26 protein-coding genes and 1 tRNA gene are annotated in these 25,794 nt (G+C 46.7%); 5 read left to right on the forward strand and 22 right to left on the reverse strand.

Going from position 1 to position 25,794, the window contains the following annotated elements; genetic code table 11:
* Positions 1 to 4 precede the first annotated feature (4 nt).
* A complete protein-coding gene (locus tag ICN25_RS08885; RefSeq protein ID WP_216181614.1) occupies positions 5 to 793 on the reverse strand; it encodes an inositol monophosphatase family protein in 789 nt (262 codons plus the stop codon).
* A gap of 130 nt (positions 794 to 923) precedes the next feature.
* Between ICN25_RS08885 and ICN25_RS08890 the strand changes: the two genes are divergently transcribed.
* Complete coding sequence (locus ICN25_RS08890) at positions 924 to 1,673, forward strand: RNA methyltransferase (protein WP_216181617.1); 750 nt, start codon at positions 924 to 926, stop codon at positions 1,671 to 1,673.
* Positions 1,674 to 1,702: 29 nt separating this feature from the next.
* On the forward strand, positions 1,703 to 2,470 hold the full coding sequence (gene cysE / locus ICN25_RS08895) for a serine O-acetyltransferase (RefSeq protein ID WP_216181619.1): 768 nt from the start codon (positions 1,703 to 1,705) through the stop codon (positions 2,468 to 2,470).
* A 1-nt stretch (position 2,471) separates the two neighbouring features.
* Here the strand turns inward: cysE and ICN25_RS08900 are convergent, their stop codons facing one another.
* Positions 2,472 to 3,062 carry a peptidylprolyl isomerase gene (locus ICN25_RS08900; protein ID WP_216182298.1) on the reverse strand — a complete coding sequence of 197 codons (591 nt, stop codon included), beginning with the start codon at positions 3,060 to 3,062 and terminating at the stop codon, positions 2,472 to 2,474.
* A gap of 44 nt (positions 3,063 to 3,106) precedes the next feature.
* Here ICN25_RS08900 and ICN25_RS08905 point away from each other — a divergent pair, with 44 nt between their 5' ends.
* Together ICN25_RS08905 and ICN25_RS08910 are read left to right on the forward strand one after the other, a co-directional pair.
* A complete protein-coding gene (locus ICN25_RS08905) occupies positions 3,107 to 4,333 on the forward strand; it encodes a cupin domain-containing protein (protein WP_216181622.1) in 1,227 nt (408 codons plus the stop codon).
* Positions 4,334 to 4,448: 115 nt separating this feature from the next.
* Positions 4,449 to 4,628, forward strand: coding sequence for a hypothetical protein (locus tag ICN25_RS08910; protein ID WP_062308574.1), 180 nt, complete (start codon positions 4,449 to 4,451; stop codon positions 4,626 to 4,628).
* A gap of 71 nt (positions 4,629 to 4,699) precedes the next feature.
* On the opposite strand, the gene bamC is transcribed toward ICN25_RS08910, so the two are convergent.
* The 9 genes from bamC to ICN25_RS08955 form a co-directional block, all read right to left on the reverse strand.
* Positions 4,700 to 5,848, reverse strand: a complete 1,149-nt coding sequence (gene bamC / locus ICN25_RS08915) for an outer membrane protein assembly factor BamC (protein ID WP_216181625.1) — start codon at positions 5,846 to 5,848, stop codon at positions 4,700 to 4,702.
* Positions 5,845 to 6,717, reverse strand: coding sequence for a 4-hydroxy-tetrahydrodipicolinate synthase (gene dapA / locus ICN25_RS08920; RefSeq protein ID WP_216182301.1), 873 nt, complete (start codon positions 6,715 to 6,717; stop codon positions 5,845 to 5,847). Before dapA ends, bamC begins: the two co-directional genes overlap by 4 nt.
* Before the next feature lie 76 nt (positions 6,718 to 6,793).
* Positions 6,794 to 7,348 (reverse strand): bifunctional 2-polyprenyl-6-hydroxyphenol methylase/3-demethylubiquinol 3-O-methyltransferase UbiG, encoded by a 555-nt coding sequence (locus ICN25_RS08925; RefSeq protein ID WP_216181628.1) that lies wholly within the window; start codon positions 7,346 to 7,348, stop codon positions 6,794 to 6,796.
* Positions 7,349 to 7,366: 18 nt separating this feature from the next.
* Complete coding sequence (locus ICN25_RS08930; protein WP_216181631.1) at positions 7,367 to 8,569, reverse strand: tryptophan--tRNA ligase; 1,203 nt, start codon at positions 8,567 to 8,569, stop codon at positions 7,367 to 7,369.
* 57 nt (positions 8,570 to 8,626) lie between these two features.
* On the reverse strand, positions 8,627 to 9,475 hold the full coding sequence (locus ICN25_RS08935) for a 3',5'-nucleoside bisphosphate phosphatase (protein WP_216181634.1): 849 nt from the start codon (positions 9,473 to 9,475) through the stop codon (positions 8,627 to 8,629).
* Between the two features lie 9 nt (positions 9,476 to 9,484).
* On the reverse strand, positions 9,485 to 10,588 hold the full coding sequence (gene zapE, locus ICN25_RS08940) for a cell division protein ZapE (RefSeq protein WP_216181637.1): 1,104 nt from the start codon (positions 10,586 to 10,588) through the stop codon (positions 9,485 to 9,487).
* Positions 10,589 to 12,025 carry a dihydrolipoyl dehydrogenase gene (gene lpdA, locus ICN25_RS08945; RefSeq protein WP_216181641.1) on the reverse strand — a complete coding sequence of 479 codons (1,437 nt, stop codon included), beginning with the start codon at positions 12,023 to 12,025 and terminating at the stop codon, positions 10,589 to 10,591.
* 11 nt (positions 12,026 to 12,036) lie between these two features.
* Positions 12,037 to 13,254 carry a 2-oxoglutarate dehydrogenase complex dihydrolipoyllysine-residue succinyltransferase gene (gene odhB / locus ICN25_RS08950; RefSeq protein ID WP_216181644.1) on the reverse strand — a complete coding sequence of 406 codons (1,218 nt, stop codon included), beginning with the start codon at positions 13,252 to 13,254 and terminating at the stop codon, positions 12,037 to 12,039.
* A gap of 43 nt (positions 13,255 to 13,297) precedes the next feature.
* Positions 13,298 to 16,153, reverse strand: a complete 2,856-nt coding sequence (locus ICN25_RS08955) for a 2-oxoglutarate dehydrogenase E1 component (RefSeq protein WP_216181647.1) — start codon at positions 16,151 to 16,153, stop codon at positions 13,298 to 13,300.
* Between the two features lie 297 nt (positions 16,154 to 16,450).
* On the opposite strand from ICN25_RS08955, the gene ICN25_RS08960 reads away from it, so the two are divergent.
* Positions 16,451 to 17,152, forward strand: a complete 702-nt coding sequence (locus ICN25_RS08960; RefSeq protein ID WP_216181650.1) for an excisionase family DNA-binding protein — start codon at positions 16,451 to 16,453, stop codon at positions 17,150 to 17,152.
* Positions 17,153 to 17,240: 88 nt separating this feature from the next.
* Here ICN25_RS08960 and ICN25_RS08965 read toward each other — a convergent pair whose 3' ends face one another.
* The 11 genes from ICN25_RS08965 to thrS form a co-directional block, all read right to left on the reverse strand.
* On the reverse strand, positions 17,241 to 17,525 hold the full coding sequence (locus ICN25_RS08965) for an H-NS family nucleoid-associated regulatory protein (protein WP_216181653.1): 285 nt from the start codon (positions 17,523 to 17,525) through the stop codon (positions 17,241 to 17,243).
* 203 nt (positions 17,526 to 17,728) lie between these two features.
* Positions 17,729 to 18,130 (reverse strand): PaaI family thioesterase, encoded by a 402-nt coding sequence (locus ICN25_RS08970; protein WP_216181656.1) that lies wholly within the window; start codon positions 18,128 to 18,130, stop codon positions 17,729 to 17,731.
* Positions 18,131 to 18,152: 22 nt separating this feature from the next.
* A tRNA-Pro gene (locus ICN25_RS08975) sits at positions 18,153 to 18,229 on the reverse strand.
* Positions 18,230 to 18,254: 25 nt separating this feature from the next.
* Entirely contained in the window at positions 18,255 to 18,605 is a 351-nt protein-coding gene (locus tag ICN25_RS08980) for a MerR family transcriptional regulator (protein ID WP_015421015.1), read from the reverse strand.
* Positions 18,583 to 18,906 carry an integration host factor subunit alpha gene (locus ICN25_RS08985; RefSeq protein WP_216133192.1) on the reverse strand — a complete coding sequence of 108 codons (324 nt, stop codon included), beginning with the start codon at positions 18,904 to 18,906 and terminating at the stop codon, positions 18,583 to 18,585. The genes ICN25_RS08980 and ICN25_RS08985 overlap by 23 nt, the downstream gene beginning before the upstream one ends.
* A gap of 40 nt (positions 18,907 to 18,946) precedes the next feature.
* Positions 18,947 to 21,403, reverse strand: a complete 2,457-nt coding sequence (gene pheT, locus ICN25_RS08990) for a phenylalanine--tRNA ligase subunit beta (RefSeq protein WP_216181659.1) — start codon at positions 21,401 to 21,403, stop codon at positions 18,947 to 18,949.
* Positions 21,404 to 21,434: 31 nt separating this feature from the next.
* Positions 21,435 to 22,481: a phenylalanine--tRNA ligase subunit alpha gene (gene pheS, locus ICN25_RS08995; protein ID WP_215334888.1), complete on the reverse strand. Its 1,047-nt coding sequence runs from the start codon at positions 22,479 to 22,481 to the stop codon at positions 21,435 to 21,437.
* Between the two features lie 29 nt (positions 22,482 to 22,510).
* Complete coding sequence (rplT, locus tag ICN25_RS09000) at positions 22,511 to 22,876, reverse strand: 50S ribosomal protein L20 (RefSeq protein ID WP_015421011.1); 366 nt, start codon at positions 22,874 to 22,876, stop codon at positions 22,511 to 22,513.
* A gap of 25 nt (positions 22,877 to 22,901) precedes the next feature.
* A complete protein-coding gene (gene rpmI / locus ICN25_RS09005) occupies positions 22,902 to 23,099 on the reverse strand; it encodes a 50S ribosomal protein L35 (protein ID WP_011902674.1) in 198 nt (65 codons plus the stop codon).
* A 139-nt stretch (positions 23,100 to 23,238) separates the two neighbouring features.
* Positions 23,239 to 23,763, reverse strand: coding sequence for a translation initiation factor IF-3 (gene infC / locus ICN25_RS09010; protein WP_215387895.1), 525 nt, complete (start codon positions 23,761 to 23,763; stop codon positions 23,239 to 23,241).
* 42 nt (positions 23,764 to 23,805) lie between these two features.
* Positions 23,806 to 25,728, reverse strand: a complete 1,923-nt coding sequence (thrS, locus tag ICN25_RS09015; protein ID WP_216181662.1) for a threonine--tRNA ligase — start codon at positions 25,726 to 25,728, stop codon at positions 23,806 to 23,808.
* Positions 25,729 to 25,794: the final 66 nt, after the last annotated feature.

A 25,794-nucleotide genomic window follows, 5' to 3' on the forward strand; every position in this document is an offset into this window, starting at 1 on the left:
CTAATTAACAGGTGGAATATTTAGAGAGGCACTGCACCATCTGAGCAAAGATGCGTGGGTTTGCACACATTACTTCACCGCTTTGCAAGAAGCCTTCTTCGCCACGGTAATTGCCGATTAAGCCACCGGCCTCAGTAATCAATAAAGCGCCTGCAGCCATATCCCATGGCTTGAGATCGCTCTCAAAAAATCCATCGTAACGACCAGCTGCAACATAAGCTAAATCTAGTGATGCAGCACCAGGGCGACGAAGACCAGCACATTGACGAGACATGTCGCCAAAGATTTTTAAATACTTTTCTAAGTCTTGATCTTCGCGATATGGGAAACCGGTGCCAAGTAAGGAATTAGCCAAACGATCTTGAGTGGCAACGCGCAAACGCCGACGATCTAAATACGCACCTGCACCGCGAGTAGCAGTAAAGAGTTCATCACGAGTTGGGTCATAGACCACAGCCTGCTGAGTTACACCATTCACAGCTAAGGCAATCGAAACCGCATATTGCGGGAAACCGTGAATAAAGTTTGTTGTGCCATCTAATGGATCAATGATCCATACGTTTTCAGCATCTGCATTTTGAGCGCCAGTCTCTTCAGCCAAAAAGCCGTGAGTTGGGTAAGCCTCGCTGAGCGTTTCAATAATGGCCGCTTCAGCCTGTCTGTCCACCTCGGTTACAAAGTCATTATGTTGTTTGCGGTCAACCTGGAGTCGCTCTAAATTCAGAGAGGCTCTATTAATCACGGTTCCGGCACGACGGGCAGCCTTAACGGCCACATTTAACATGGGATGCATAGTATTGATGGACAAATTAAATAAGAACAAGCTCACCAGATTGCAAACTGCATGACAATAAGGAGCTAACACCCTGATTCTAAACGATTGCCCATTTGAACTCCCAAGCCCCTAAAGAAATCTTTTCAATATGAATACCGCTCAGGCACAGTTATTACGCTGGGTTCTAGTTGAAACCAGCCACCCAGGAAATGTGGGCTCGGCTGCTCGCGCACTCAAAACCATGGGGTTTAGTGATCTGCGGCTGATTTCACCGAAGATCCCGGGGGTTGCTCAGACACCCGAGGCCATTGCTTTAGCAAGCGGCGCCGGCGATATCCTGGAATCCAGCCAGGAATCCCCCTCCCTAGAGTCCGCGGTTCAAGACTGCGCCCTAGTCCTAGGCTTAACTAGTCGTGATCGTGAATTTGGGCCGCCAGCCATAAACTGGCAAGATGCCCGCTCCCTAATTCAGGCTGCTATTGCCGGCAATCAGCGGGTTGCACTCCTGTTTGGCCCAGAACGGACTGGTCTAGATAATCATCATCTATCGCTTTGCACGCATCGGGTATGGCTTGATGCAAACCCACTGTACCCCTCATTGAACCTCGCTCAAGCTTTGATGGTCTGCGCCTTCACACTCAGGGAGTCCTTGGCCGGTGATTTGGAGGCATCGCCATCAGACTCGAATACTGAACAGGTAGATTATGCGGATCCAGCTGCTGTAGCGGCTATGTTGGAGCACTGGCGCGAGGGGCTTCAGGCCATTGGCTATCTTGACCCTGCCAATCCCAAGAAGCTCATGCCTCGTTTGCAAGCCCTCTTTGCCAGAACTCGCCTCCAGAAAGAAGAAATCGATCTTCTGCGCGGGATTGCCAAGCAGATGCTCTTGAGAAAATAAATTCAGCCTTTACCCGTTAAAATCGCACTATGTTTAATTCGCTTTTCGACCAAGTCGACTCCATCATTGTTCGTGACCCTGCTGCTAGAAATCGCTTAGAGGTCATTACCTGCTATCCAGGTTTGCATGCTGTATGGATTCATCGGGTATCCCATGGTCTTTGGAACTTAGGTCTCAAGTGGATTGCACGACTTCTGTCGATGCTAGCTCGCTTTGTTACCGGCATTGAAATTCATCCTGGCGCGAAAATCGGTCGTCGGGTATTTTTAGATCACGGCCTAGGCATCGTCATTGGCGAGACTACAGAGATTGGTGATGATTGCACCATTTATCAAGGTGTCACCCTGGGTGGAACTTCTCTATACAAAGGTGTGAAGCGTCACCCTACTTTAGGTAAAGGCGTTGTTATTAGCGCAGGTGCCAAAGTGCTCGGGGGCTTCACTGTGGGCGATGGTGCACGCGTTGGATCTAATGCCGTAGTTCTCAAAGAAATTCCGGCTGGAGCAACTGCAGTGGGCATTCCTGCGCGCATCTTGCACCCAGATTTGCCGCAGGCAAGTACACCAGATAGCAAGGCCAAAGAATACTTTTCTGCTTATGGCGTAACACCAAATGTAGATGACCCAGTGTCTATGGCATTAAAAGGTTTGATTGATGCCACCCTTGAACAAGAGGCCAAAATTGCTATGCTTGAGAAGGCGCTCGCAAAATTGAGCAACACGCCAGCATCCGATGCCAGCGAATCCAGCGACACCAAGCGTGATCTGGGCGCTTTAAAAGAATGGCTTAAAGAGTAATTTAATGCAGGGTCGGTGATGAGTTACCAGGCTTGGAAATATCTCCTGTAAATTCATCATCACCATCATCGGAATCATCAGGCATTCCAAATGCAAATGCCTCACCACCCTCAGGATGGCGATTCTCAATCTCTTCATCGGTAGCAGCGCGAATGTCCTCTACCTGAACCCAGAATCGGAGTGCCATGCCAGCAAGTGGATGATTTCCATCTAGTACAACTTGACTGTCAGCAACATCGGTAACGGTATAAATCAAGGGTTCATCATCCACATCGGCAGAATCACTCTCGTCTTCAGCATCGGGGACGCCCTCGAACTGCATACCCACTTCTAAAGGCTCAGGAAAACGCGCGCGTGGCTCGATTTTTAATAACTCAGGATCGTACTCACCAAAGGCCTCGCTTGGCTCAAGCTGAATACTGGCCTCATAGCCCACGTCCTGACCATCTAATAAGGTTTCAATCTTGGGAAAAGTGCCCTCATACCCACCATGCAGGTATACCATCGGAGAATCTGGTTCCTCGATAATATTGTTTTGCGCATCGGTTAATTTGTAGCGCAGGGATACAACGGTATTTTTTTCGATCTTCATGCGTAATTCATTCAACATTGTGTTTTAGACAGCTTTTTACTTATATGACTGCATTTTACTTGAGCAAGCCCTACGATCCGCCACAGGCACCCCAAAACCTTCCACTAGATCGCCCATGGGCTCTTCTAGGGGGCAATAGCCCTCAGCAGTTCATGAAATCCTATTGGCATAAAAAGCCACTTTTAGTCCGCGGCGCTATCCCCGCCTTTGAACTCGCCAAGCGCATGGGCGAACCACTGGACAGTGCAATATCTGCTGAAGACTTATTCAAAATATCAAGCAACGACGCGGTTGAATCTAGGTTCATCAAAGCAAAGCCTTGGGCCTTTACGGATGGTCCATTCAAAAAGAAATCGATCCCTTCACTTGACTCACCAGACTGGACTCTACTGCTTCAAGGAATGGAAGCACGACATCCTGCTGCTGCAAAAATTCTTTCTTGGTTTCGCTTTATTCCAGATGCGCGCTTAGATGATTTGATGATCAGCATTGCTGGTCCTGGTGGTGGCGTTGGTCCGCACTTTGATTCTTACGATGTATTTTTAATTCAGATGTCAGGGCGCAGACGTTGGCGCATTTCAGAGCAGAAGGATTTAAGCCTGAACCCCGACCTTCCATTGAAGATTTTGAAGCGCTTTCAAGTCGAACAAGAGTGGGATCTGGAGCCGGGTGACATGCTTTATCTGCCACCACACATTGCCCATGATGGCATTGCCTTGGATGCAGGTTGTCAGACCTGGTCGGTTGGATTTAGAGCCCAAAGCTATAAAGAAATATTGCAGGAAGGTTTATGGCGTTTAGCAGAATCTCTTGAAGATATTCCAGAGTTAGAAAAGCGCTTTGCTGACCCCAAGCAAACCGCAACTTCTCAAGCTGAGCAACTTCCGCAAGAGCTCATTAAACAAGTAGCGCAAAAATTAAATAGCTTAAAACTGGACCGCATAGAAAACTTCCTCCCTGGAATTGCAGCCTACCTCAGCGAGCCAAAACCCCAGGCCTATTTTGACGGAAGTGCGCACGATCTTTCGCCTGAAGAATTTGTGATTCAGCTTGCCAAAAAAGCTGTAAAGCCACACCCTCAAACAAGACTCTTAGTTTTAGGCGCCAAGGTGTATTGCAATGGTGAAGATGTAACTACAGGGCAAGCTAGTGGGATAAAAAAGGTCTGGCGCGCACTTGCCGCTAAGAAGCAATTTAAGGGCTCTATGGGTAAGATTGAGGCAAATAATAGCCTTTTTGACGCATTTGAGGCCGGCTGGTTGGTTTTTTAACTCCCGATTGGGAGATGGCTATAATGTTTGCTGGAAAGTACCTAAGGGGTAACCCTGTACTTTCTAAGTATTAATAACCGGTTATTAATGATAATTTTTTAAGAGGAAATTACAAATGAAGAAGTCACTCGCACTCGTAGCAATGTTGGCAATCGCTTTGGCCGCTTGCGGTAAAAAAGAAGAAGCAAAACCTGTAGAAGCTGCTCCTGCTGCTCCTGCTGCTGCTCCTGCTGCTGACGCTCCTGCTGCTGCTCCAGCTGCACCTGCTGCTCCAGCTGCTGACGCTAAGAAGTAATCTTCTTCTTGAAGAAAAAAAGCCGCTGAAAAGCGGCTTTTTTATTGTCCATTATTTTTGAATCTAATTGACTATCGAGACATCTGCTCCGTAAGCAAAGTCAAGAGCTGTAATCCAGCCGCAGTATTTTCTGGTTTACCGTCAGCGCCTTGAACATAGATATTTGAAGAATTCTCACCGGTTGATTTAACCAGTACGAGATACTTCTTAGCCTTGAGGCTAGAGTCATCTTTACTGCTAAATAAATTGGAGAAGAATCCTTTGGTATCACCCAAATCCTTTGGATTAACATAACGAACATAGTAAACACCGTTCGCACGATTGCGATCTTCAACAGTAAAGTTAGAACGATCCAAAGCGAGCCCTGTGTCACGCCATGTGCGATCAAAGCCTGCAGCCATTTCAATATGGGCGGTATTAACACCCTCCTGCACCAACTTAGCTTTCGGTGCCTTCGGGGCTAACGGAGCTGCAATTTGAGCCTTGGCCATCTCCTGAGTCATACCAAGACGTTCCATTAAACGAGCCAAAAATGCTGCTTCAAGTTCAGGATCATTTGGGCGAGCAGTCCAAACGGTGTAGTTACAAGCATCGCTATTATCGCGCACGCATTTTTCAATCATGCCGCGTTGAGTAATATACACTTCAGTTTGATTTGGCTTACTTGCTTCCAGGCGAGTTTTATAGCGATCCCGCTCCCCTGTGTCGTAGATGGAATCCAGGACGCTACTCAGCGCCTGACGAATAAAATCTTGAGGAATTTTTGCGCGGTTCTCAGCCCAATCTGTTTCCATGATGCCTGTTGAAGGCGAATCGACGGTCAATAAGAAACCGTTCTCCTGCCAAAAATCTTTAATCTGTGGATAGAGTTCTGGGGCCGGCTTATCCACCACCAACCAACGGCGTTCGCCGTCACGCTCGATACGCATACCTGGAATGCCAGTCATTACGTTCTTACGGGATTGCACCGATTTTTTAACTGCAGCATTGTATTCGGACATTGTGGCAGAGCCATCCTGAACAATATAGCGGCGATCAGCCTGAGCAGTAATAAGATCTGGTGGATAGGACAAATTAGGTCCACGCACTGCACCGGCAGATTTGTAATCAACAGTATCACTAGTTGCAACAGATTTGCAGCCAAGCAAAGAAGCGCTAGCTAAAGAAATAATCAATAGAGTTGCGCAATGTTGGCGCAGGATTTGCATCAAATTCATCATAGTAAGCCAGCCTGTTTCATTGCAGTCTTCAAAGGTTCACGCAAAGCAACACTCAAAGGGGTTAAAGGTAAACGAATTCCAGCGGTGACTTTGCCCATTTCATGCAGAGCCCATTTCACAGGAATTGGATTTGCCTCGGTAAACATGGCCTTATGAACAGCCAGTAGTTGATATTGAATCGCCCGCGTCTTCACTACATCATCAGACATTGCGGCCTGACATAGTTCATGCATCAGACGGGGAGCGATATTCGCAGTCACAGAAATATTGCCTTTACCACCCATGAGCATCAGCATTGCAGCACTGAGATCATCGCCTGAGAAGACCGAGAAATCTTGGTGGCCAGCGCGTTTGAGATCAGCTAGTAATAAAGTACCGCGTTCAATACTTCCAGTAGCATCTTTAATACCGATGATTCCAGGAACACCCGCTAGGCGAACGGTAGTTTCGCCAGCAAGATCCGCAATCGTTCTACCTGGAACGTTATAAAGAATTACAGGTAAGTCGACTGACTCAGCAATTTTCTTGAAGTGGGCGTACATGCCCTCTTGAGTTGGCTTGTTGTAGTAAGGAACAACCTGGAGGCTCGCATCAGCACCAACAGATTTAGCAAACTGAGTTAACTCGATTGCCTCCGTGGTTGAATTTCCACCTGTGCCAGCAATCACTGGGATACGCCCAGCTACATGCTCGACTGTCGTCTTAATGAGCTCACAATGCTCTTCAACAGACACCGTAGGGGATTCACCGCTCGTACCAACAATGACGATGCCATCCGAACCTTCGGCGACATGCCAATCCAATAATGAACGTAAGGCCGGAAAATCCAGACTTCCATCCTCAAACATTGGCGTCACAATGGCAGGCATACTGCCAGCGATAGGCTTTTTACTAGCTTTGGATTGTGTTGTATTAGTCACTGAATGTGTCTGAATTATCTGAATGTTAACCACCAAATTGTAACGGAATGCACCCTTTTAAATGGCCTTTTACGGCACAAATCCGCTGAACCATGGCTGGTTTAGGTTGGTCGAGGTAAATATCCTCGTAGGCAATCACTTTCAAGCCTGATCGCTCTGCCAAAGCAAGCAATTCGCCTGGTTTTAGCAGGAAATTGGGGTTGGAAGGCTTGCCAAATTCGGCATTCCCATCCGCAAAGGTTTCATAGATCAATACGCCACCCTCGCAGAGCATTTTGGGCAATTCATCCAAAAATGGGCGGTAAAGGTAATTCGTGACCACAATTCCTGAATATTGCTTTCCCAGTAAGGGCCAGTCAGAACCCTCAAGATCGAGCGCTTGCGCTTGAATGGAGTCATCTTTTAGGGATCCCAAAGCAGAAATGTCTCGGTCGACGGCCACAACGGTGTGACCTAGGGATGCCAGTAAAGCGGAATGTCTGCCTGCTCCACAAGCTAGATCCAGAACCACCCCCTCTGGTGGAATGACTGAAGCGAAACGCCTTACCCAAGGTGAGGCTTCTGCAATCGCATCATGCATAGATATCAAAAGGCAACCTTAGTCGTACGCCAAGCCCATAGACTCTCGGACCTCACGCATGGTTTCTTGAGCTACCTTACGCGCCTTATCGCTACCATCTGCAATGATCGACCGCAACAAGCTAGGATCATCTAGGTACTTTTGGGCACGCTCAAACATTGGCTGCTGCTCGGCAAGAATGGCATCAATTACAGGTTGCTTACACTCTAAGCAGCCGATACCAGCTGACTGGCATTCTTTTTGAACCCAAGTCTTAGTCTCTTCATCCGAGTACACCGTGTGTAACTGCCATACAGGACAGCGTGCAGGATCACCAGGATCGGTTCTGCGTACTCTCGCAGGATCGGTAGGCATTGTTCTGATCTTCTTGATTACATCCTCAGGATTTTCACGAATGCTAATCGTGTTGCCATAAGACTTAGACATTTTCTGACCATCAATGCCAGGCATACGTGATGCAGTTGTCAGTAAGGCTTGTGGCTCAGGAAGAATAATTTTTCGAGCGCCTTCCAAGAAACCAAATAATCTTTCACGATCGGCCATTGAGAGACTTTGTGCCTCTTGCAACAAAGCCTTGGCTTGCTCCAAAGCTTCATCATCACCCCGCTCCTGGAATGCCACACGCAATTCAGCGTACATCTTCGCGCGCTTACTACCTAATTTTTTTACTGCCTCTAGCGCCTTCTCTTCAAAGCCAGGCTCACGACCATAAAGGTAGTTAAAGCGGCGTGCCACTTCACGCGTCATTTCTACGTGAGGCACCTGGTCTTCACCTACCGGCACAAATTGTGCGCGATACATCAAAATATCAGCAGCCTGTAGCAAGGGATAGCCCAAGAAACCGTAGGTCTGCAAATCTTTTTCTTTGAGTTTTTCGATTTGATCTTTATAGGTTGGTACGCGCTCTAGCCATCCCAAAGGCGTTCCCATAGACAGCAATAAAAATAGCTCTGCATGCTCAGGCACTTTGCTCTGAATAAATAAAGTAGCTTGGTTTGGATCAACGCCACAAGCCAACCAGTCAATCACCATGTCCCATACAGACTGCTCAATTACATCCGGGGTTTCATAGTGAGTCGTTAAGGCATGCCAGTCTGCTACAAAAAAGTAGCAGGGATACTCAGACTGCAAGCGAACCCAATTCTTTAAAACACCATGGTAATGGCCGAGGTGCAAGCTACCTGTTGGTCGCATGCCAGAGAGAACGCGTTCTGCAAACATCTTGATCTTTATTCTTTAAAGGTAATTAAAACTAGTTAAGCAAATAGGAGAAATCAGTTAGTGAAATAGCGACCATACCGGGGTTAAGTGGTCTGGCAAATGCGGCAATGTGCCCAGATCAATATAACTCTCTTCAGGATCATGAAAATCAGAACCTCGTGAAGCTAAAAATCCATAATGCTGTGCAATCTTGCCATAGGTTTGATATTGATTCGGGCTATGGCTGCCAGTAATCACCTCAATAGCCATGCCGCCGATTTCTTTAAAGTGCTTGTAGAGTTCATCCATCTGCATAGCGCTGAGCTTGTAACGTCCCGGATGCGCAATTACGGCTGCACCACCTGCCCCCTTGATCCATGCAACTGCATCATCTAGTGTTGCCCACAGATGAGGTACATAGCCCGGCTTGTCCTCAACTAAATAATTTTTGAATACTTGATCGGTATCCCGACAAACGCCCTGCTCAACTAAAAATCGTGCAAAGTGTGTTCGAGAAATCAACTCATGGTTACCAGCGAAATGTAATGCGCCTTCATACGCGCCAGGGATGCCGGCCTTTAACAATTGCTCCGCCATCTGCTGAGCACGATTGCCTCGACCTTCACGCGTGCGACGCAAGCCTTCTAGAATTCCTGCATGTGCGGCATCAATTCCTAAGCCGACAATATGAATAGTCTGCCCCATCCAGGTTACTGAAATTTCGACGCCAGAAAGATAGTCCATACCAAGTGAACTTGCGGCAGCCCGAGCTCTCTCCTGGCCACCCAATTCATCGTGATCAGTTAAAGCCCATAAACGGACACCATTCGCATAGGCGCGCTCGGCCAACTGCTCAGGCGTTAAGGTCCCATCGGAAACAACGGAATGGCAGTGTAAATCTGCGTTTAGGCTGGAATTACTGGTCATGACCCTATTTTAGGTCAAGCTGGTATCAATTACCCGGCGAGGCGCATCTAGGTAATCGCGGGATTGCATCTCGATCAGGCGAGAAACGGTTCTAGAGAACTCGCTGGTAATCTGACCCTCGGTGTACAAATCCACCGCTGGAACCTCTGCAGAGATGATTAATTTGATTTTATGGTCATACAGGACATCAATGAGCCAAATAAAGCGACGGGCTTCATTGGTCATCCTAGGGGGCATATAAGGCACACCGGACAAAATCACCGTATGAAACAGGTTGGCAATCTCCAAATAGTCATTTTGAGACCTTGGCCCACAGCACAGGGTTTGGAAATCAAACCAAACAACTCCTTCGGCCATATGAAGAGGTCTTAGCTCGCGAGATTCAATCCGCAACACTGGGCGAACAGTCTCCTTTTGGTTGCCTATCAGGGTCTGAAACATTTGCATTAGGGTTGCATGAGTTTCAGCATTAACCGGTGTGAGGTAAGCCTCAACCTGCGCCATCTGGACGCGACGATAGTCATTACCCGCGTCAACGTTCATAACATCTAGCTTTTCTTCCAACAGCTTAATTGCTGGCAATAAGCGATCTCGATGCAAGCCATTGGGATATAGCTGACTTGGCTGATAGTTTGATGTCATCACAAATTGGACGCGATCCTCAAATAAGGCACTCAGTAAGCGATACAAAATCATGGCATCTGCAATGTCATTGATGTGAAACTCATCAAAACAAATCAGGCGATATCGTTTAGCAATTCTTTTGGAAAGTTCATCCAATGGATCAGCTAAACCGGAGAGCTCATGAAGCTCACGATGCACTTCGCGCATGAACTCATGAAAATGAATACGGATCTTTTTTTCTAAAGGGGATGCTGCAAAGAAGCAATCCATTAAGAAGGACTTGCCACGACCTACGCCACCCCAGAGATACACGCCACGGGGTAATTTCGGTTTAAAGAGTTTCTTTTTTAAGCCGTTGCTGCGGATTTCTTTATAAGCAATCCACTCATCTTCACAGTGCTGTAAGCGCTCAATGGCAGCAAGCTGCGCGGGATCACTTTGATACCCGCGCGCCTTTAACTCTTGATGGTAATACTCTAATGCTTTCAATTACATGTTTAATGCACGTTTATCCGTCGCCAATGCAGCTTCGCGAACCACTTCCGACAAGCTTGGATGTGGATGACAGATACGAGCAATATCTTCAGCCGCTGCTTTGAATTCCATTGCTACGGCTGCTTCAGCAATTAAGTCGGAAGAATTAGGTCCAATGATATGAACGCCTAAGATTTCATCAGTTTTTTCATCGGCTAATACTTTGACGAAACCATCAGCACGATCCATGCCTAATGCACGACCGTTAGCAGCAAATGGGAACTGACCTGCTTTATACGCAATGCCAGCCTGCTTGAGCTGCTCTTCAGTTTTACCAACCCATGCAATCTCTGGATCGGTATAGATAACCCAAGGGATGCAGTTGTAATCAATATGCGGCTTTTGACCGGCAATAGTTTCAGCAACCAATACGCCTTCATCTTCCGCTTTATGAGCCAACATAGGCCCACGAACAACGTCACCTACAGCGTATACGCCTGGCGCTGCTGTTGCACAAGTGTGATCATCAATCGGAATGAAACCGCGCTCGTCTACTTTGAGGCCGATCTTATCAAGGCCTAATTTTTCAGTATTGGGAACGCGGCCAACAGAAACGATTAAACGGTCGCACTCTAATTTCTGAGCTTTACCTTCGCTATCGGTGTAGCTAACAACAACGCCCTTCTTGTCAGCCTTCACTTCACCAATCTTGACGCCCATATTGATTTTGAGGCCTTGCTTAGTGAAGATCTTTTGCGCTTCTTTTGCAATACCCTGATCGCAAGCGCCCAAGAAAGTTGGGAGCGCTTCAAGAATAGTCACATCAGAGCCAACACGGCGCCAAACAGAACCCAACTCCAAGCCGATCACACCAGCGCCAATGACGCCTAACTTCTTCGGAATGGAATCAAACTTCAGACCACCTTCATTGTCACTAATCAACACGTTGTCGACAGGAATGCCTGGCAAATGACGCGCCTTGGATCCAGTAGCAATGATCACGTTTTTAGCAGTCACTACTTCTTTGTCTTTACCGTCGATCTTGACTTGATAGCCGTCAGCGCCCTTACCCTCAAAAGAAGCGTGGCCTTTTAACAAAGCAATTTTGTTTTTACGGAACAAGAACTGAATACCAGCAGTCATCTTAGTCACAATCGCATCTTTACGAGCGATCATCTTGCCGGAGTCCAACTTCACTGATCCTACGGTGATACCGTGGTCAGCAACGTGATGACTAATCTTCTCAAACTCCTCAGAAGAGGCAAGCAAAGCTTTAGAAGGAATGCAGCCGACGTTCAAGCAGGTTCCGCCTAAGCGTGGCTCACCCTTTGGATCGTCGTAGGCGTTAGATTCCGCGCAAGCAACCTTGAAACCCAATTGGGCTGCGCGGATTGCGGCGATGTAGCCACCAGGGCCACCGCCGATAACTAATACGTCAAATGATTGGCTCATATTCTTCCCTCTTACAAATCAAGGAGAAGACGTGAAGGATCTTCCAACGCATCCTTCATTGCTACCAAACCAAGAACTGCCTCACGACCGTCAATGATGCGATGGTCATATGACAAAGCCAAGTAGTTAATCGGACGAATCACGATTTGACCATTCTCAACCACTGCACGCTCTTTAGTTGCATGAATGCCCAAGATCGCAGACTGTGGAGGATTAATAATTGGAGTAGAAAGCATTGAGCCAAATACACCACCATTAGAGATGGAGAATGTGCCGCCAGTTAAGTCTTCTAATGACAATTTACCTTCACGTGCCTTAACACCAAACTCAGCAATCTTCTTCTCGATATCAGCCAAATTCATTTGGTCAACGTCACGGAGAATTGGAACTACCAAGCCACGTGGTGAACTTACGGCAATACCAATATCAAAGTAACCGTGGTACACGATATCGTTGCCATCAACAGAGGCATTCAACAATGGGAATTTCTTCAACGCATGAGTAGCAGCTTTCACGAAGAAAGACATAAAGCCTAACTTCACGCCGTGAACTTTCTCAAACTGATCTTTGTACTTGTTACGCATAGCGATTACTGGAGCCATGTTGACTTCATTGAATGTAGTCAGGATGGCATTGTTTGCTTGTGACTCAAGCAAACGCTCAGCAATACGAGCACGCAAGCGGCTCATTGGTACGCGCTCTTCTGGGCGATCGCCAGTTGGAATTGGTGCACTTGGCAAAGCAGCAGCAGTTGAACCGCCGGCAGAAGCATTTAATGCATCGCCTTTGGTAATACGACCATCACGTCCAGAGCCAGCAACTTGACCAGCATCGATATTTTTCTCTGCGAGAATTTTTGCTGCTGAAGGTGCAGCAGCTGCGCCAGATGATTTCGCTGCAGGGGCAGCTTTAGCTGGTGCCGGAGCAGCAGCTGGGGCTGCTGCAGGTGCAGGTGCAGCAGCAGCGGCGGGAGCAGCTGAAGCAACAGCAGTGCTATCAATCTTCGCAATCAATTGTTCAGCAACTACAGTACCGCCATCAGCAACTACGATCTCTGTAATTACACCAGCAGATGGCGCTGGAACTTCTAGCACCACTTTGTCAGTTTCAATTTCAATCAAGATTTCATCTTGACCGACGGCATCGCCGACTTTCTTTTTCCATTGCAACAAAGTAGCTTCTGCTACTGACTCGGAGAGTTGGGGAACTTTAACTTCAAAAATAGCCATGATTAATCCTATTTAGTGTTTGTATGTTGAGTGATGTCTACGATTACTTCGTAATGACATAACCCTTTAGTTTTGCGAATGCTGCAGTAAGAAGAGACTTCTGTTGTTCTTGATGGAGGTGAGCATATCCACAAGCAGGTGAAGCAGATGCTGGACGACCTGCATATGCCAACTTCGTACCTTCAGACATGTTCTCCAAAATATTGTGCTGAACAAAGAACCAAGCACCTTGGTTTTGTGGCTCATCTTGACACCACACAACCTCTTGCAGGTTCGGATACTTCTTCAACTCAGCAGTCAATGCTTTATGCGGGAACGGATACAACTGCTCCAAGCGAATAATGGCAACATCATCTATTTTCTTCTCGGTACGTGTTTTAGCTAAGTCGTAATAGACCTTACCGGAACACATCACCAAACGAGTTACCTTCTTGCCATCAATAGACTCATCACGCTCAGGCAAGATGGTTTGGAAACCGCCCTTTGTGAATTCAGTTAATGGTGAGGCAGCTTCTTTATTACGTAGCAATGATTTTGGTGTCATCAAGATCAGCGGTTTGCGGAACTGACGAATCATTTGACGGCGCAATACGTGGAAGATTTGCGAAGCAGTCGTTGGTTGAATCACCTGCATATTGGTATCAGCGCACAACTGCATAAAGCGCTCTAAACGTGCAGATGAATGCTCAGGGCCTTGACCCTCATAACCATGCGGCAACATCATGACCAAGCCATTTGCACGGCCCCACTTCACTTCTCCTGAAGCGATAAATTGATCGATTACCACTTGAGCACCGTTAGCGAAGTCGCCGAACTGCGCTTCCCAGATAGTTAAGGTGTTTGGTTCAGCAGCGGCATAACCGTATTCGAAACCAAGTACAGCCTCTTCAGAGAGAATCGAGTCGATCACCACAAATGGGGCTTGATCTTTAGTGACATGCTGAAGTGCAATATAAGTACCGGTATCCCACTTCTCACGATTTTGCTCATGCAATACCGCATGACGGTGAGTAAAGGTGCCGCGTCCGCTATCTTCACCAGATAAACGCACTGGATAACCGCTTGCAACTAAGGATGCGAAAGCCATGTGCTCACCCATACCCCAGTCGATATTAACTTCGCCACGTCCCATTGCTGCGCGGTCGTTATAAACCTTAGCAACTAATGGATGCGCTTTGAAGCCCTCGGGAATAGTTGAAATCTTTTCAGCCAAACGCTTCCACTCAGTAAGTGGAATAGCTGTATCGGACTCATCGGTCCACTTCTTATTCAAGAACGGAGACCAATCAACAGCGAACTTACCTTTAAAGTTGCTTAACACTGGATCAGAAGTCTGCTTACCCTCATCCATTGCAGCGCGGTACTCTTTAACCATGAGGTCGCCAGTACCAGCAGGCAATACGCCCTGAGTTTCTAATTTATCGGCATACAACTTACGTGTGCCTGGGTGTGCAGCAATGATTTTGTACATCAAAGGCTGAGTCATTGCAGGCGTATCTTGCTCATTGTGACCAAGTTTACGGAAGCAGATGATGTCAATCGCAACATCCTTATGAAACTTCATGCGGAACTCAACAGCCAACTTGGTTGCCAAGACTACCGCCTCAGGATCGTCGCCATTCACGTGTAATACAGGAGCATCAACAATCTTCATAATGTCCGTGCAATACAAGCTAGAACGCAAGTCGCGCGGATCAGAAGTTGTGAAACCAATTTGATTGTTAATAACGATGTGCATTGTGCCGCCCGTGGAGTAACCACGAACCTCAGACATCGCTAATGTTTCTTGCATTACGCCCTGCCCAGCAATCGCCGCGTCACCGTGAACCAATACAGGCATCACTTGAAGGCCGAGCATATCGCCACGACGTTCCATACGAGCGCGCGCAGAACCCTCTACTACTGGGTTAACGATTTCTAAATGGGATGGGTTAAATGCCAAAGACAAATGAACCGGACCGCCAGGAGTAGAAATATCGCTTGAGAAACCTTGGTGATATTTAACGTCACCTGCAGGCAAAGTTTCTGGGCCTTTGTGTTCAAACTCAGCAAACAAGTCTTTAGGCATTTTGCCTAAGGTATTTACCAGAACGTTTAGACGACCACGATGGGCCATACCAATGACGATCTCTTGAACACCCTTGTTACCTGAGTCACGAATCAACTCATCCATACAGGCGATAAAACTTTCACCACCTTCAAGGGAGAATCGCTTTTGACCAACATACTTGGCCTGAAGGTAACGCTCCAAGCCTTCGGCAGCAGTAATACGATCTAAGATTTGACGTTTCTCGTCCACATTAAATTGTGGAGTTGAACGGATTGACTCTAATTTTTCTTGCCACCACTTCTTAATCTTCTGGTCGGCGATAAACATAAACTCGACACCGATCGTGCCGCAATAAGTTTCACGCAATGCCTGCAGCAAATCGCGCAAAGACATTTCGTTCTTACCGAAGAATGTATTACTTGTATTGAAGACGATATCCATATCGCCATCAGTAAAGCCATAGAAAGCTGGATCCAACTCAGGAATATCCTGGCGCTCTGTCCGCTTTAATGGGTCTAAGTTAGCCCAGCGATTACCGACGTTGCGATACGCGGCAATAAGCTGTTGAACGGCAACGCGTTTACGGCCCAACTCCGAATCAGCGGAATCAGAAATTGTTCTGATTGGGCCCTGCTTCGCGCGCTCCGCAAATGAAGCAACGATAGGTCCATGGGCAATATCAGTTCGAGAAGAACCGTCGACCGCTGGAATTTGCTTCACATTATCAAAATAGTCTCGCCAATGATCAGCTACAGAAGCTGGATCGTGCAAGTAGGATTCGTAGAGTTCCTCTACGTAGGGGGCGTTTCCGCCGAAGAGATAGGAATTATCTCTTTGATCCTGCATCATGATGCTCACCTTTCATCGGGTTTCCCGAATAAAAACTGTGGTTAAAACCATTCGCTCTACGGCTAAACCGCTTTACGAATTGATCTGTGCGAATACTCTTACAACGATGCTAATTTAACACGATTACCCATTGATTCATAAAGGGCTTTCCCTGATCTTAGGGGTTTAAGGGGTATTTCCCTATTAAAACCCTGAATAAGAATTTTCCTACTCAGATTTAAACCGCTCCTGACAGATTCGCTCAGATTTGATTCGTATTCTCTAAATCTTCAAATGAATTAATGAGATTAAGGATATATGAAAGCAATTACCCCAGAATTGGAATATCTAAGCACTCGTCAAAGCGCCAAAGTATTGCAAGTATCACTTGGCACCGTCCAGAAAATGGTTGAATTAGGTGAATTAATCGCCTGGAAGACCCGCGGAGGTCACCGTCGCATTCTGGCAAGCTCCCTAGATCAGCAACTTGCTCGTCGTAAAAGGGCTATGAGGCAAAAAACAACTCAAAACTGTATTGCCATGGGGATATTCCGACGGATTGAAAATAGCCATGAACTAATTGAATCTATTCAATGCTGGCAATTAAAGGTTGATATGGAGGTATCTGTAGACAGCCTGGAGGGGTTGATGAAGGCAGTGTCAATATCCCCCGACTTGATATTTCTCGATGCCTTAATTCCACCAGTTGAACAGGTTCATTTAATCCATTACCTGAGTAAAAACAAGGACACACAGCGCATTCCTATCTTGGTAGATGAAGGATTTGTACGCCTACATCCTGGGGTAATGGGCCTGGCAGATGAGAATACCGTTGGCGTGAGGTCCCAGTACCCAGAAGTTCTCCAGGAGGAGCTCGAAAATGGCCTAATTGACCAAAATCCGCTCATTATTGGCTATCCTGCGACCAATCCAGAGCTTGAGACTGCATTGGGAGATAAAAAGCGCCATGAATTATTGGAGCCCTTATTCATTCAAGCCCTCAATAGAAAGTGCGTGTAGGACTAGAGTCCGCTACACCAAAGTTAAAGGCCGCTCAATTTACACTGAGCGGCCTTTTTAATGCAATAAATCTATTTAAATCAATAGATTAGATCAGGAAATTACTGCGATCTCTTCCTTCGATCCATTTTGGAGCCTTGCCGCGACCAGTCCATGTATCACCAGTAGATGGATTGCGGTACTTCGGTGCAACCTTGCCACTAGAGCTTCGTGCACCAGCTTTACGGCTAAACAGGTCTGATGCTGATAAATCGTATTGTTCGATGATGAGTTTGGCTTTAGCGATACCATCAGCCTTTTCACGCAAAACCGCCTCTTTAATCTGTTTATCCAACAATTCACGTTGGGCTAAAAGTTCTTTATAAGAAGACATGTATTAATTTCTCCGAATATTAATTTTATGGAATAACTAAGGATTAGCTATCCCTGAATAGTTATTATATACACATATTAATAAATCGGAATATATATTCACAAAGGCTAATAACCCTTTAGAAATAAGCGAATTAGGGTATTTATAGTGGAATAATTAACATAATCATTATAAATACTATATTTATAATAGGTAAATATGCCCTATCTTCGCAGCATAAATGTACCGCTGGATTTAGCAGTAACCTCACCAGCCTCATTTAAAACCACTGCTTCACAATAATTAATAGTTTTGCCAGACTTGAGAACAGTACCCTCAACTACGATTTTGCCGACGCTGGGACGCAAAAAGCTCACGCTCATATCAATTGTCATGGCGCCAAGCGGCTGATCAATCGTGCTGCGAGCTGCCGCCCCCATTGCAAAATCTAGGAGAGTCATCACCACTCCGCCGTGTGCAATATGAAAGCTATTCTCAAACTCCGGCTTAATGACCAAACTAATACGTGATTTGCCGCCTTCGGCATACTCAGGCACAACCCCTAAGTGGGCCAAAAAAGGAATGGTTAATCCGAAGTAAGTCGTATCGTTTGAGCTAGATGTCATAGGAAATTTGAAATTGAGTGAATGGTCGGGGCGAGAGGATTTGAACCTCCGACCACATGCACCCCATGCATGTACGCTACCAGGCTGCGCTACGCCCCGACAAGAAACAAAATTGTATCAGTATCTATTTGGAGAGAATTTGCAGAACAGCCTGCAATTCATCACGCAAGCGAAGCTCACCACGAGCCTCATCAAGGCGATTTCTGGCGCCACTAATCGTGAAGCCCTCTTCATACAAAAGCGCCCTAATCTTGCGGATTAAGACAACCTCATGATGTTGATAATAACGACGATTACCTCGACGCTTTTGGGGGCTTAGCTGTGAGAACTCTTGTTCCCAGTAACGGAGTACATGGGAGCGAACGCCGCACAGGTCCGATACCTCACCGATGGTGAAATAACGTTTAGCGGGGATTGGGGGGAGCTGCGAACTGAGCAGCACCGACCCAGCATCAAATGCTGTTTTCTCGAGCATGTGACTCAACTACGTCCTTGAGCTTTTGACTTGCATGGAAAGTAACGACGCGACGAGCTGCAATCGGAATCATTTGACCAGTCTTAGGATTGCGACCAGGACGCGCAGACTTATTGCGCAATTGGAAATTACCAAATCCAGAAATCTTTACCTCTACACCAGTTTCTAAAGACTGCCCAATGCGGTCAAAGAACGCATCAATCATATCTTTTGCCTCGCGCTTGTTCAAGCCAACTTGATCAAAGAGAGCCTCCGAGAGCTCATTCTTGGTAACGGTATCGTTGCTAACTAAATCATTCATGGCGGAAGTCTCTTTGTAATATCTTTTACTAATATTAAACCTAGCGCAGACGCGCTGCGCAATTTTTCTCAAGCGATGATAATAAAGCCGTCATAACCGCTTCAATTTGTGCATCCTGCAGGGTTTCCTGTGGATTCAATAAGGTCACGCGGAAAGCCAAACTCTTCTCATCATCGGCCATACTGCTTGAGCCAGCCTTGGGCTTGAACTCATCAAAGAGCTCAATTGCTTTTACAAAGTTCTGCTTTTTCGCGTTCATTGCATCGAGCAAGACCTGCGCAGAAACAGATTGCTTCACCACAACCGCTAGGTCACGCTGTACAGCAGGAAATTTACTCAACTCTTCCGGTTGCGGAATACCAAGATTGCGAACAGCCTCTAAATCCATCTCAAACAGGACTGGAGCCTGAGGCAATTCATATGCCTGTTGCAAGCCTGGGTGCAATTCGCCAATCCATCCAATATTTTGTTTACCAGTTGACGTTACTAGCTGAATCCGTGCACTACGGCCAGGATGCAAGGCAGGATGAACTGCAGCCTCAGTTGTGAAATGCAAGGGGTCAAGCACGCGCTCCAGATCACCCTTCACGTCGAAGAAATCAACTGCACGATCAGCGCTTGCCCATTGCTCAGGAACAAACGAGCCATAAGCTAAACCGCCAACTTGCTGGGGCTGATGGAAACCAGCTACTTTGCCAGCCTCCTCTTGAACGCTCGCATCACGCTTAAATACGCGACCCGTTTCAAATAAACGTACACGGCCAGCACCACGATTCAAGTTTGACTTGAGATTGCCTAGTAAACCGCCCCATAGATTGCTACGCATCACACCATACTGACTAGCAATTGGATTGAGTACGGCAATTAAATCTTTTTCAGTAGCAGCGGCTAACCGTTGCTCGCTTTCAAGATCGGTAAATCCAAAATTCACCGCCTCTTGATATCCCTGCAGAGCTAAACGTTGGCGCAATAAATGCACTCCACGCTTTGCTTCAGCTTTGGCGCTCATCTTCAATGAAGAAACAGGCGGCACATCAGGAATGTTTTCAAAGCCGTACATCCGTGCAACTTCTTCAATTAAATCTTCTTCAATTTCAATATCAAAGCGATAGCTAGGTGGCGTCACAACAAATGCATCACCCTCTTGCTTGAATTCAAAACCAAGACGCTTAAATACATCGGCAACCACTTCTTGAGTAAGGGGGATGCCAATTACCTTTTCTGCCCTAGTCAAACGCATTTTTACTGGCTTGCGCTCTGGGATATTTAATACTTGATCATCGACCGGGCCAGCTTGACCACCACATACTTCGATAATCAAAGCACTCAGATACTCTAAGCAATTGACGGTATTTTGTGGATCAACACCACGCTCAAAGCGATGCGCAGCATCAGTACTGAAATTAAAGCGACGTGCACGACCTTGAATCGCTGATGGCAACCAGTAAGCAGCCTCAACATAGATATTCTTAGTGTCATCAGATACGGCGCAGTGGTTACCACCCATGATGCCGGCTAATGCTACTGGACCGGATAGATCCGCAACCACGCCAGCGTCTTGCAACTTACCTGCAGAATCAGGTCCCTGCAAAGTAACAGTCTGACCATTTAATAACTCAAGTTTTTCGCCTGCCTTAGCCCAGCGAACAGTGATGTCGCCCTGTAATTTATCAATATCAAATACGTGGGTTGGCTGACCCATTTCCAGCATGACGTAGTTAGATAAATCCACTAGAGGAGAAATACTTCTTTGGCCAGCATTACAAAGTCGTTGAATGATCCAATCTGGTGTTTTAGCTTGTGGATTTACGCCGCGAATAATACGACCAGCAAAGCGCCCACAAAGTTCTGTGTTCTCGACGGTAACTTTGCGTTTGTCTTCAATGCTGATGGCTGGTGGAGTCCACTTAGGCGCACATAGTGCAGCGACAGTAATAGCGGATACTTCACGAGCCATACCCATCAAAGATAAACAATCTGCTTTATTAGGCGTTAACTTAATAACAAAAATCTGGTCATCCAGATTTAAATACTGACGAATATCTTCACCGACTGGTGCATCTGCAGGTAACTCCAAAATACCTTCGTGATCATCACCAAGACCAAGCTCGCGGCCAGAGCACAACATGCCTTGGCTTTCTACACCGCGCAACTTACCTACTTTAATCATGAATGGCTTACCACCTGTTTCGGCTGGCGGTAATTCTGCGCCAACCATAGCGCAAGGAATTTTGATACCAGCACGTGCATTCGGTGCACCGCAAACAATTTGTAATTCTTGGCCAGTACCAGCGTCAACTTTACAAACACGCAAGCGGTCTGCATCAGGATGCTGCTCAGCTGAAAGGATTTGCGCAACAACAATCTTTGTAAATGGGGGCGCTACTGAATGCTGCTCTTCTACCTCTAGACCAGCCATAGTCATTGCATGACCTAAAGCATTGCTATCGAGCGAAGGGTTTACATATTGGCGTAACCAAGATTCAGAAAATTGCATATGCGCTATCTACTATTAGAAGGTTGGCGAATTAAGCCGGAAATTGCGCTAAGAAACGGAGATCGTTCTCAAAGAAAAGACGTAAATCATCAACGCCATAACGCAACATCGTCAAGCGCTCTAAGCCGGAACCAAAAGCAAAGCCGGTATAGCGCTCTGGATCAATACCCATATTGCGCAATACATTTGGATGGACCTGCCCTGCTCCAGAAATCTCTAACCAGCGGCCGGCTAACTTGCCGCTACCGAAGGCCATATCGATTTCAGCTGAAGGCTCAGTGAATGGGAAATATGATGGGCGGAAACGAACTTGTAATTCATTCGTTTCAAAAAAGGTTCTTAAGAAATCGGTATAAACACCTTTGAGATCAGCAAAGGAAACGCTCTCTGCAATCCATAAACCCTCAACCTGATGAAACATCGGTGAATGGGTGGCATCGCTATCAACACGATATGTTCTGCCTGGTGCAATCACCTTAATTGGTGGCATTACATCAGCATTGGCATATTTCTTAACATGCTCACTCGCATAACGAACCTGAATCGGACTGGTATGAGTGCGTAGCAACAAAGGCTTCCCATTGGAATCTTTGCCATCAATATAGAAGGTGTCCTGCATGGAGCGCGCAGGATGATTCTCAGGACTATTTAAGGCGGTGAAATTAAACCAATCGGTTTCAATTTCAGGACCATCTGCTACATCAAAACCAATGGAGCGAAAGATCTCTTCAACGCGCTCCCAAGTGCGCATCACAGGATGCAAGCTACCTACCGCTTGACCACGGCCAGGCAAAGAGACGTCAATTGATTCCGCCGCAAGACGTTGCAGCAATACCGCATCAGCCAATGCTTGGCGACGCTCTTGTAATGCAGCTTCTACTTGGGTTTTGATTTGATTAATTTGGGCGCCAGCACTCTTGCGCTCATCAGGCGACATTCCACCAAGCGCTTTTAAACGCTCAGTGAGAACACCTGACTTACCGAGATACTTGGCTTTCGCGTCCTCTAGAGCTGCCGCATCGGCAGCTCCGAGGAAATCACGTTTAGCATCCTCGACAATGTGGTCGAGAGAAACCATTGCAGCTTAGTTATTAAATAAACTAAGAATTAAGCTGCAGCGCTTACTACGGATTTGATCCGAGTAACCAAAGCAGCGAAAGCCGCTTTGTCAGCAATGGCCATATCGGAAAGCACTTTGCGGTCGAGTTCGATCGCAGCTTTCTTCATACCATTCATGAATACGCTATAGGTCATGTCATGCTGACGAACTGCCGCGTTGATACGAGCAATCCACAATGCACGGAATACACGTTTCTTGTTGCGACGGTCGCGGTATGCATATTGACCAGCACGCATAACTGCTTGCTTAGCAATACGGAATACATTTTTACGACGTCCACGATAGCCTGTTGCGGCATCGGTGATTTTCTTATGACGGGCTCTTGCTGTAACCCCACGTTTGACTCTTGGCATTTATTTCTCCTAATCTAGTCTGAGGTTAAGCGTATGGAAGCATGGAGCGAATTGACTTAACGTCTGCCTTCGCAACTTCTGTGGAACCACGCAAATGACGCTTGTTCTTTGTGGTCTTCTTGGTGAGGATGTGGCGTTTGAAAGCCTGACCTCGTTTGATCGTTCCGCCTGCGCGAACCGTGAAGCGCTTTTTAGCGCTACTCTTGCTCTTCATCTTGGGCATAAAGCACCCCTTCTTCTACATGTGCTACTTAGGTGGTAACCGACGGTTACGCTTCCTGTACCTAGAAGCACTTCTAACTACCAGAGTCTTGCGACTCCTCCCTACTTAAACAACAAACCCAATCTTGCGATTTGGTTTATTACTTAGCCTTACGAATGGGGGCCAATACCATCACCATCTGGCGACCTTCCATCTTTGGAAACTGTTCAACTTGACCATACTCAATCAGGTCTGACTTCAAACGCTCCAACATTCTGACTCCGATTTCTTGGTGGGCCATTTCACGACCCCGAAACCGCAGCGTAATCTTAGTCTTATCGCCATCTTCTAAAAAGCGGATTAGATTGCGTAGCTTCACACCATAGTCACCATCATCTGTGCCGGGACGGAATTTAACTTCCTTCACCTGAATCACTTTTTGCTTGAGCTTAGCTTCATGCAAACGTTTGGCTTCTTGGTACTTGAATTTGCCGAAGTCCATGATGCGGACTACAGGTGGCACAGCCGTCGGAGCAATTTCAACCAAATCGGTCTCTTTCTCTTCTGCTAAAGCCAGGGCTTCACTCAACTTAACTACACCGATGGGTTCTCCATCCAGTCCAATCAGACGCACTTCAGGAGCAGTAATCTCCCGGTTTATGCGCTGCGATTTATCAGTAGCGATCTTCTTAATTCCTTTAAAAAAACAATAAAAACCATTCCACCCCTAGCTAGGCTCGGGTCCGACTTTCTGGGAAATATCCTGCTGGAGTCGGGCAACGAAGGCATCAAGAGGCATTACGCCTAAATCAACTCCGCCACGGGCACGAACGGCCACCGAATTACTTTCTGCTTCTTTATCCCCTACAACTAACAAAAATGGGAGCTTCTGTAATGCGTGCTCGCGTATTTTATACGTAATTTTCTCATTCCGCAAATCCGATTCGACTCTAAACCCTTGTTTTTTCAGAGATTGCTGGACTTTTTGTGCGTATGCAGCGGAATTATCCGAGATATTGAGGACTACAGCCTGGGTCGGAGCAAGCCAAACCGGCATGTTTCCGGCGTGGTTTTCAATCAAAATACCGATAAAACGCTCTAAAGAACCCACAATTGCCCTGTGAAGCATCACTGGAGCCTTGCGAGTGTTCTCTTCGGTGACGTATTCCGCACCTAAACGGGCTGGCATCGAGAAATCCACCTGAATCGTGCCGCACTGCCAAGTACGTCCAATCGAGTCCTTGAGGTGATATTCGATCTTAGGACCGTAAAAAGCGCCCTCGCCTGGCAATTCTTCCCACTCTTGGCCAGAAGCAGTCAAGGCGCCACGTAAGGCAGCCTCGGCTTTGTCCCAAATCGCATCGTCACCAACACGCTTTGCTGGGCGCAAGGCTAATTTGACAGCTACCTCGGTAAATCCAAAATCTTTATAGACGTCGCGAACCGCTTTATCAAATGCAGCTACTTCTGACTGAATCTGATCTTCGGTACAGAAAATATGGCCATCATCCTGTGTGAAGCCACGTACACGCATCAGACCATGCAATGCGCCTGATGGTTCATTACGATGACATTGACCGAACTCGCCGTAACGCAATGGCAACTCACGATAACTATGTAAGCCTGAGTTAAAAATCTGAACGTGTCCTGGGCAGTTCATCGGCTTTAATGCATAAGCGCGATTCTCTGACTCGGTCGTAAACATGTTTTCTTTGTAGTTATCCCAGTGACCAGACTTTTCCCACAATCCACGATCGAGAATTTGTGGAGCCTTCACTTCTTGATAACCTTCGCGCTGATAAACGCGACGCATGTATTGTTCAACTTCTTGCCAAATTGACCAGCCTTTTGGATGCCAGAAAATTAAACCGGGCGCTTCAGGTTGGAAGTGGAATAAGTCTAAGAACTTACCGAGACGACGATGGTCGCGCTTCTCAGCCTCTTCAAGCATATGTAAATGTGCATCTTGATCTTCTTTTTTCAACCAAGCTGTACCGTAGATCCGTTGCAGCATCTCGTTCTTGCTATCGCCACGCCAGTAAGCGCCAGCAACGCTCAGAAGCTTAAATACCTTGAGCTTGCCAGTGGATGGCACATGGGGCCCACGACATAAGTCGGTGAACTTACCTTCAGCATACAAAGACACATCCTCGCCTTGCGGAATGCTAGAAATAATTTCTGCTTTGTAGTTTTCGCCTTGATCTTTAAAAAACTTCACCGCTTCATCACGAGGCATCACTGTACGAATTACTGGCTCATCTTTTTTAGCCAGCTCAGCCATTTTCTTTTCAATCGCTACCAAGTCTTCCGGTGTGAATGCGCGATGAAATGAGAAGTCGTAATAGAAACCGTTTTCGATGACTGGGCCGATGGTGACTTGCGCTTCTGGGAAGAGTTCTTTAACGGCATAGGCTAACAAGTGCGCAGTGGAGTGACGAACAATCTCGAGAGCCTCTGGGCTTTTATCGGTAATGATTGCCAGTTGACTATCTTTAACGATCACAAAACTGGCATCAACCATCTTGCCATCGACAATGCCACCGAGAGCGGCTTTGGCAAGACCGCTACCAATGCTTTGAGCAACATCGAGAACGCGAACGGGAGCATCAAACTCACGTTTAGATCCATCTGGCAGAGTAACTACAAGCATGACCACCCCATCTTATTAAGATTCAGTCGATTGACTGATGTACTGCATAACATCCACCAAAAAGAA

The organism is Polynucleobacter sp. 80A-SIGWE, from assembly GCF_018882295.1.
Classification (GTDB): Bacteria; Pseudomonadota; Gammaproteobacteria; order Burkholderiales; family Burkholderiaceae; genus Polynucleobacter.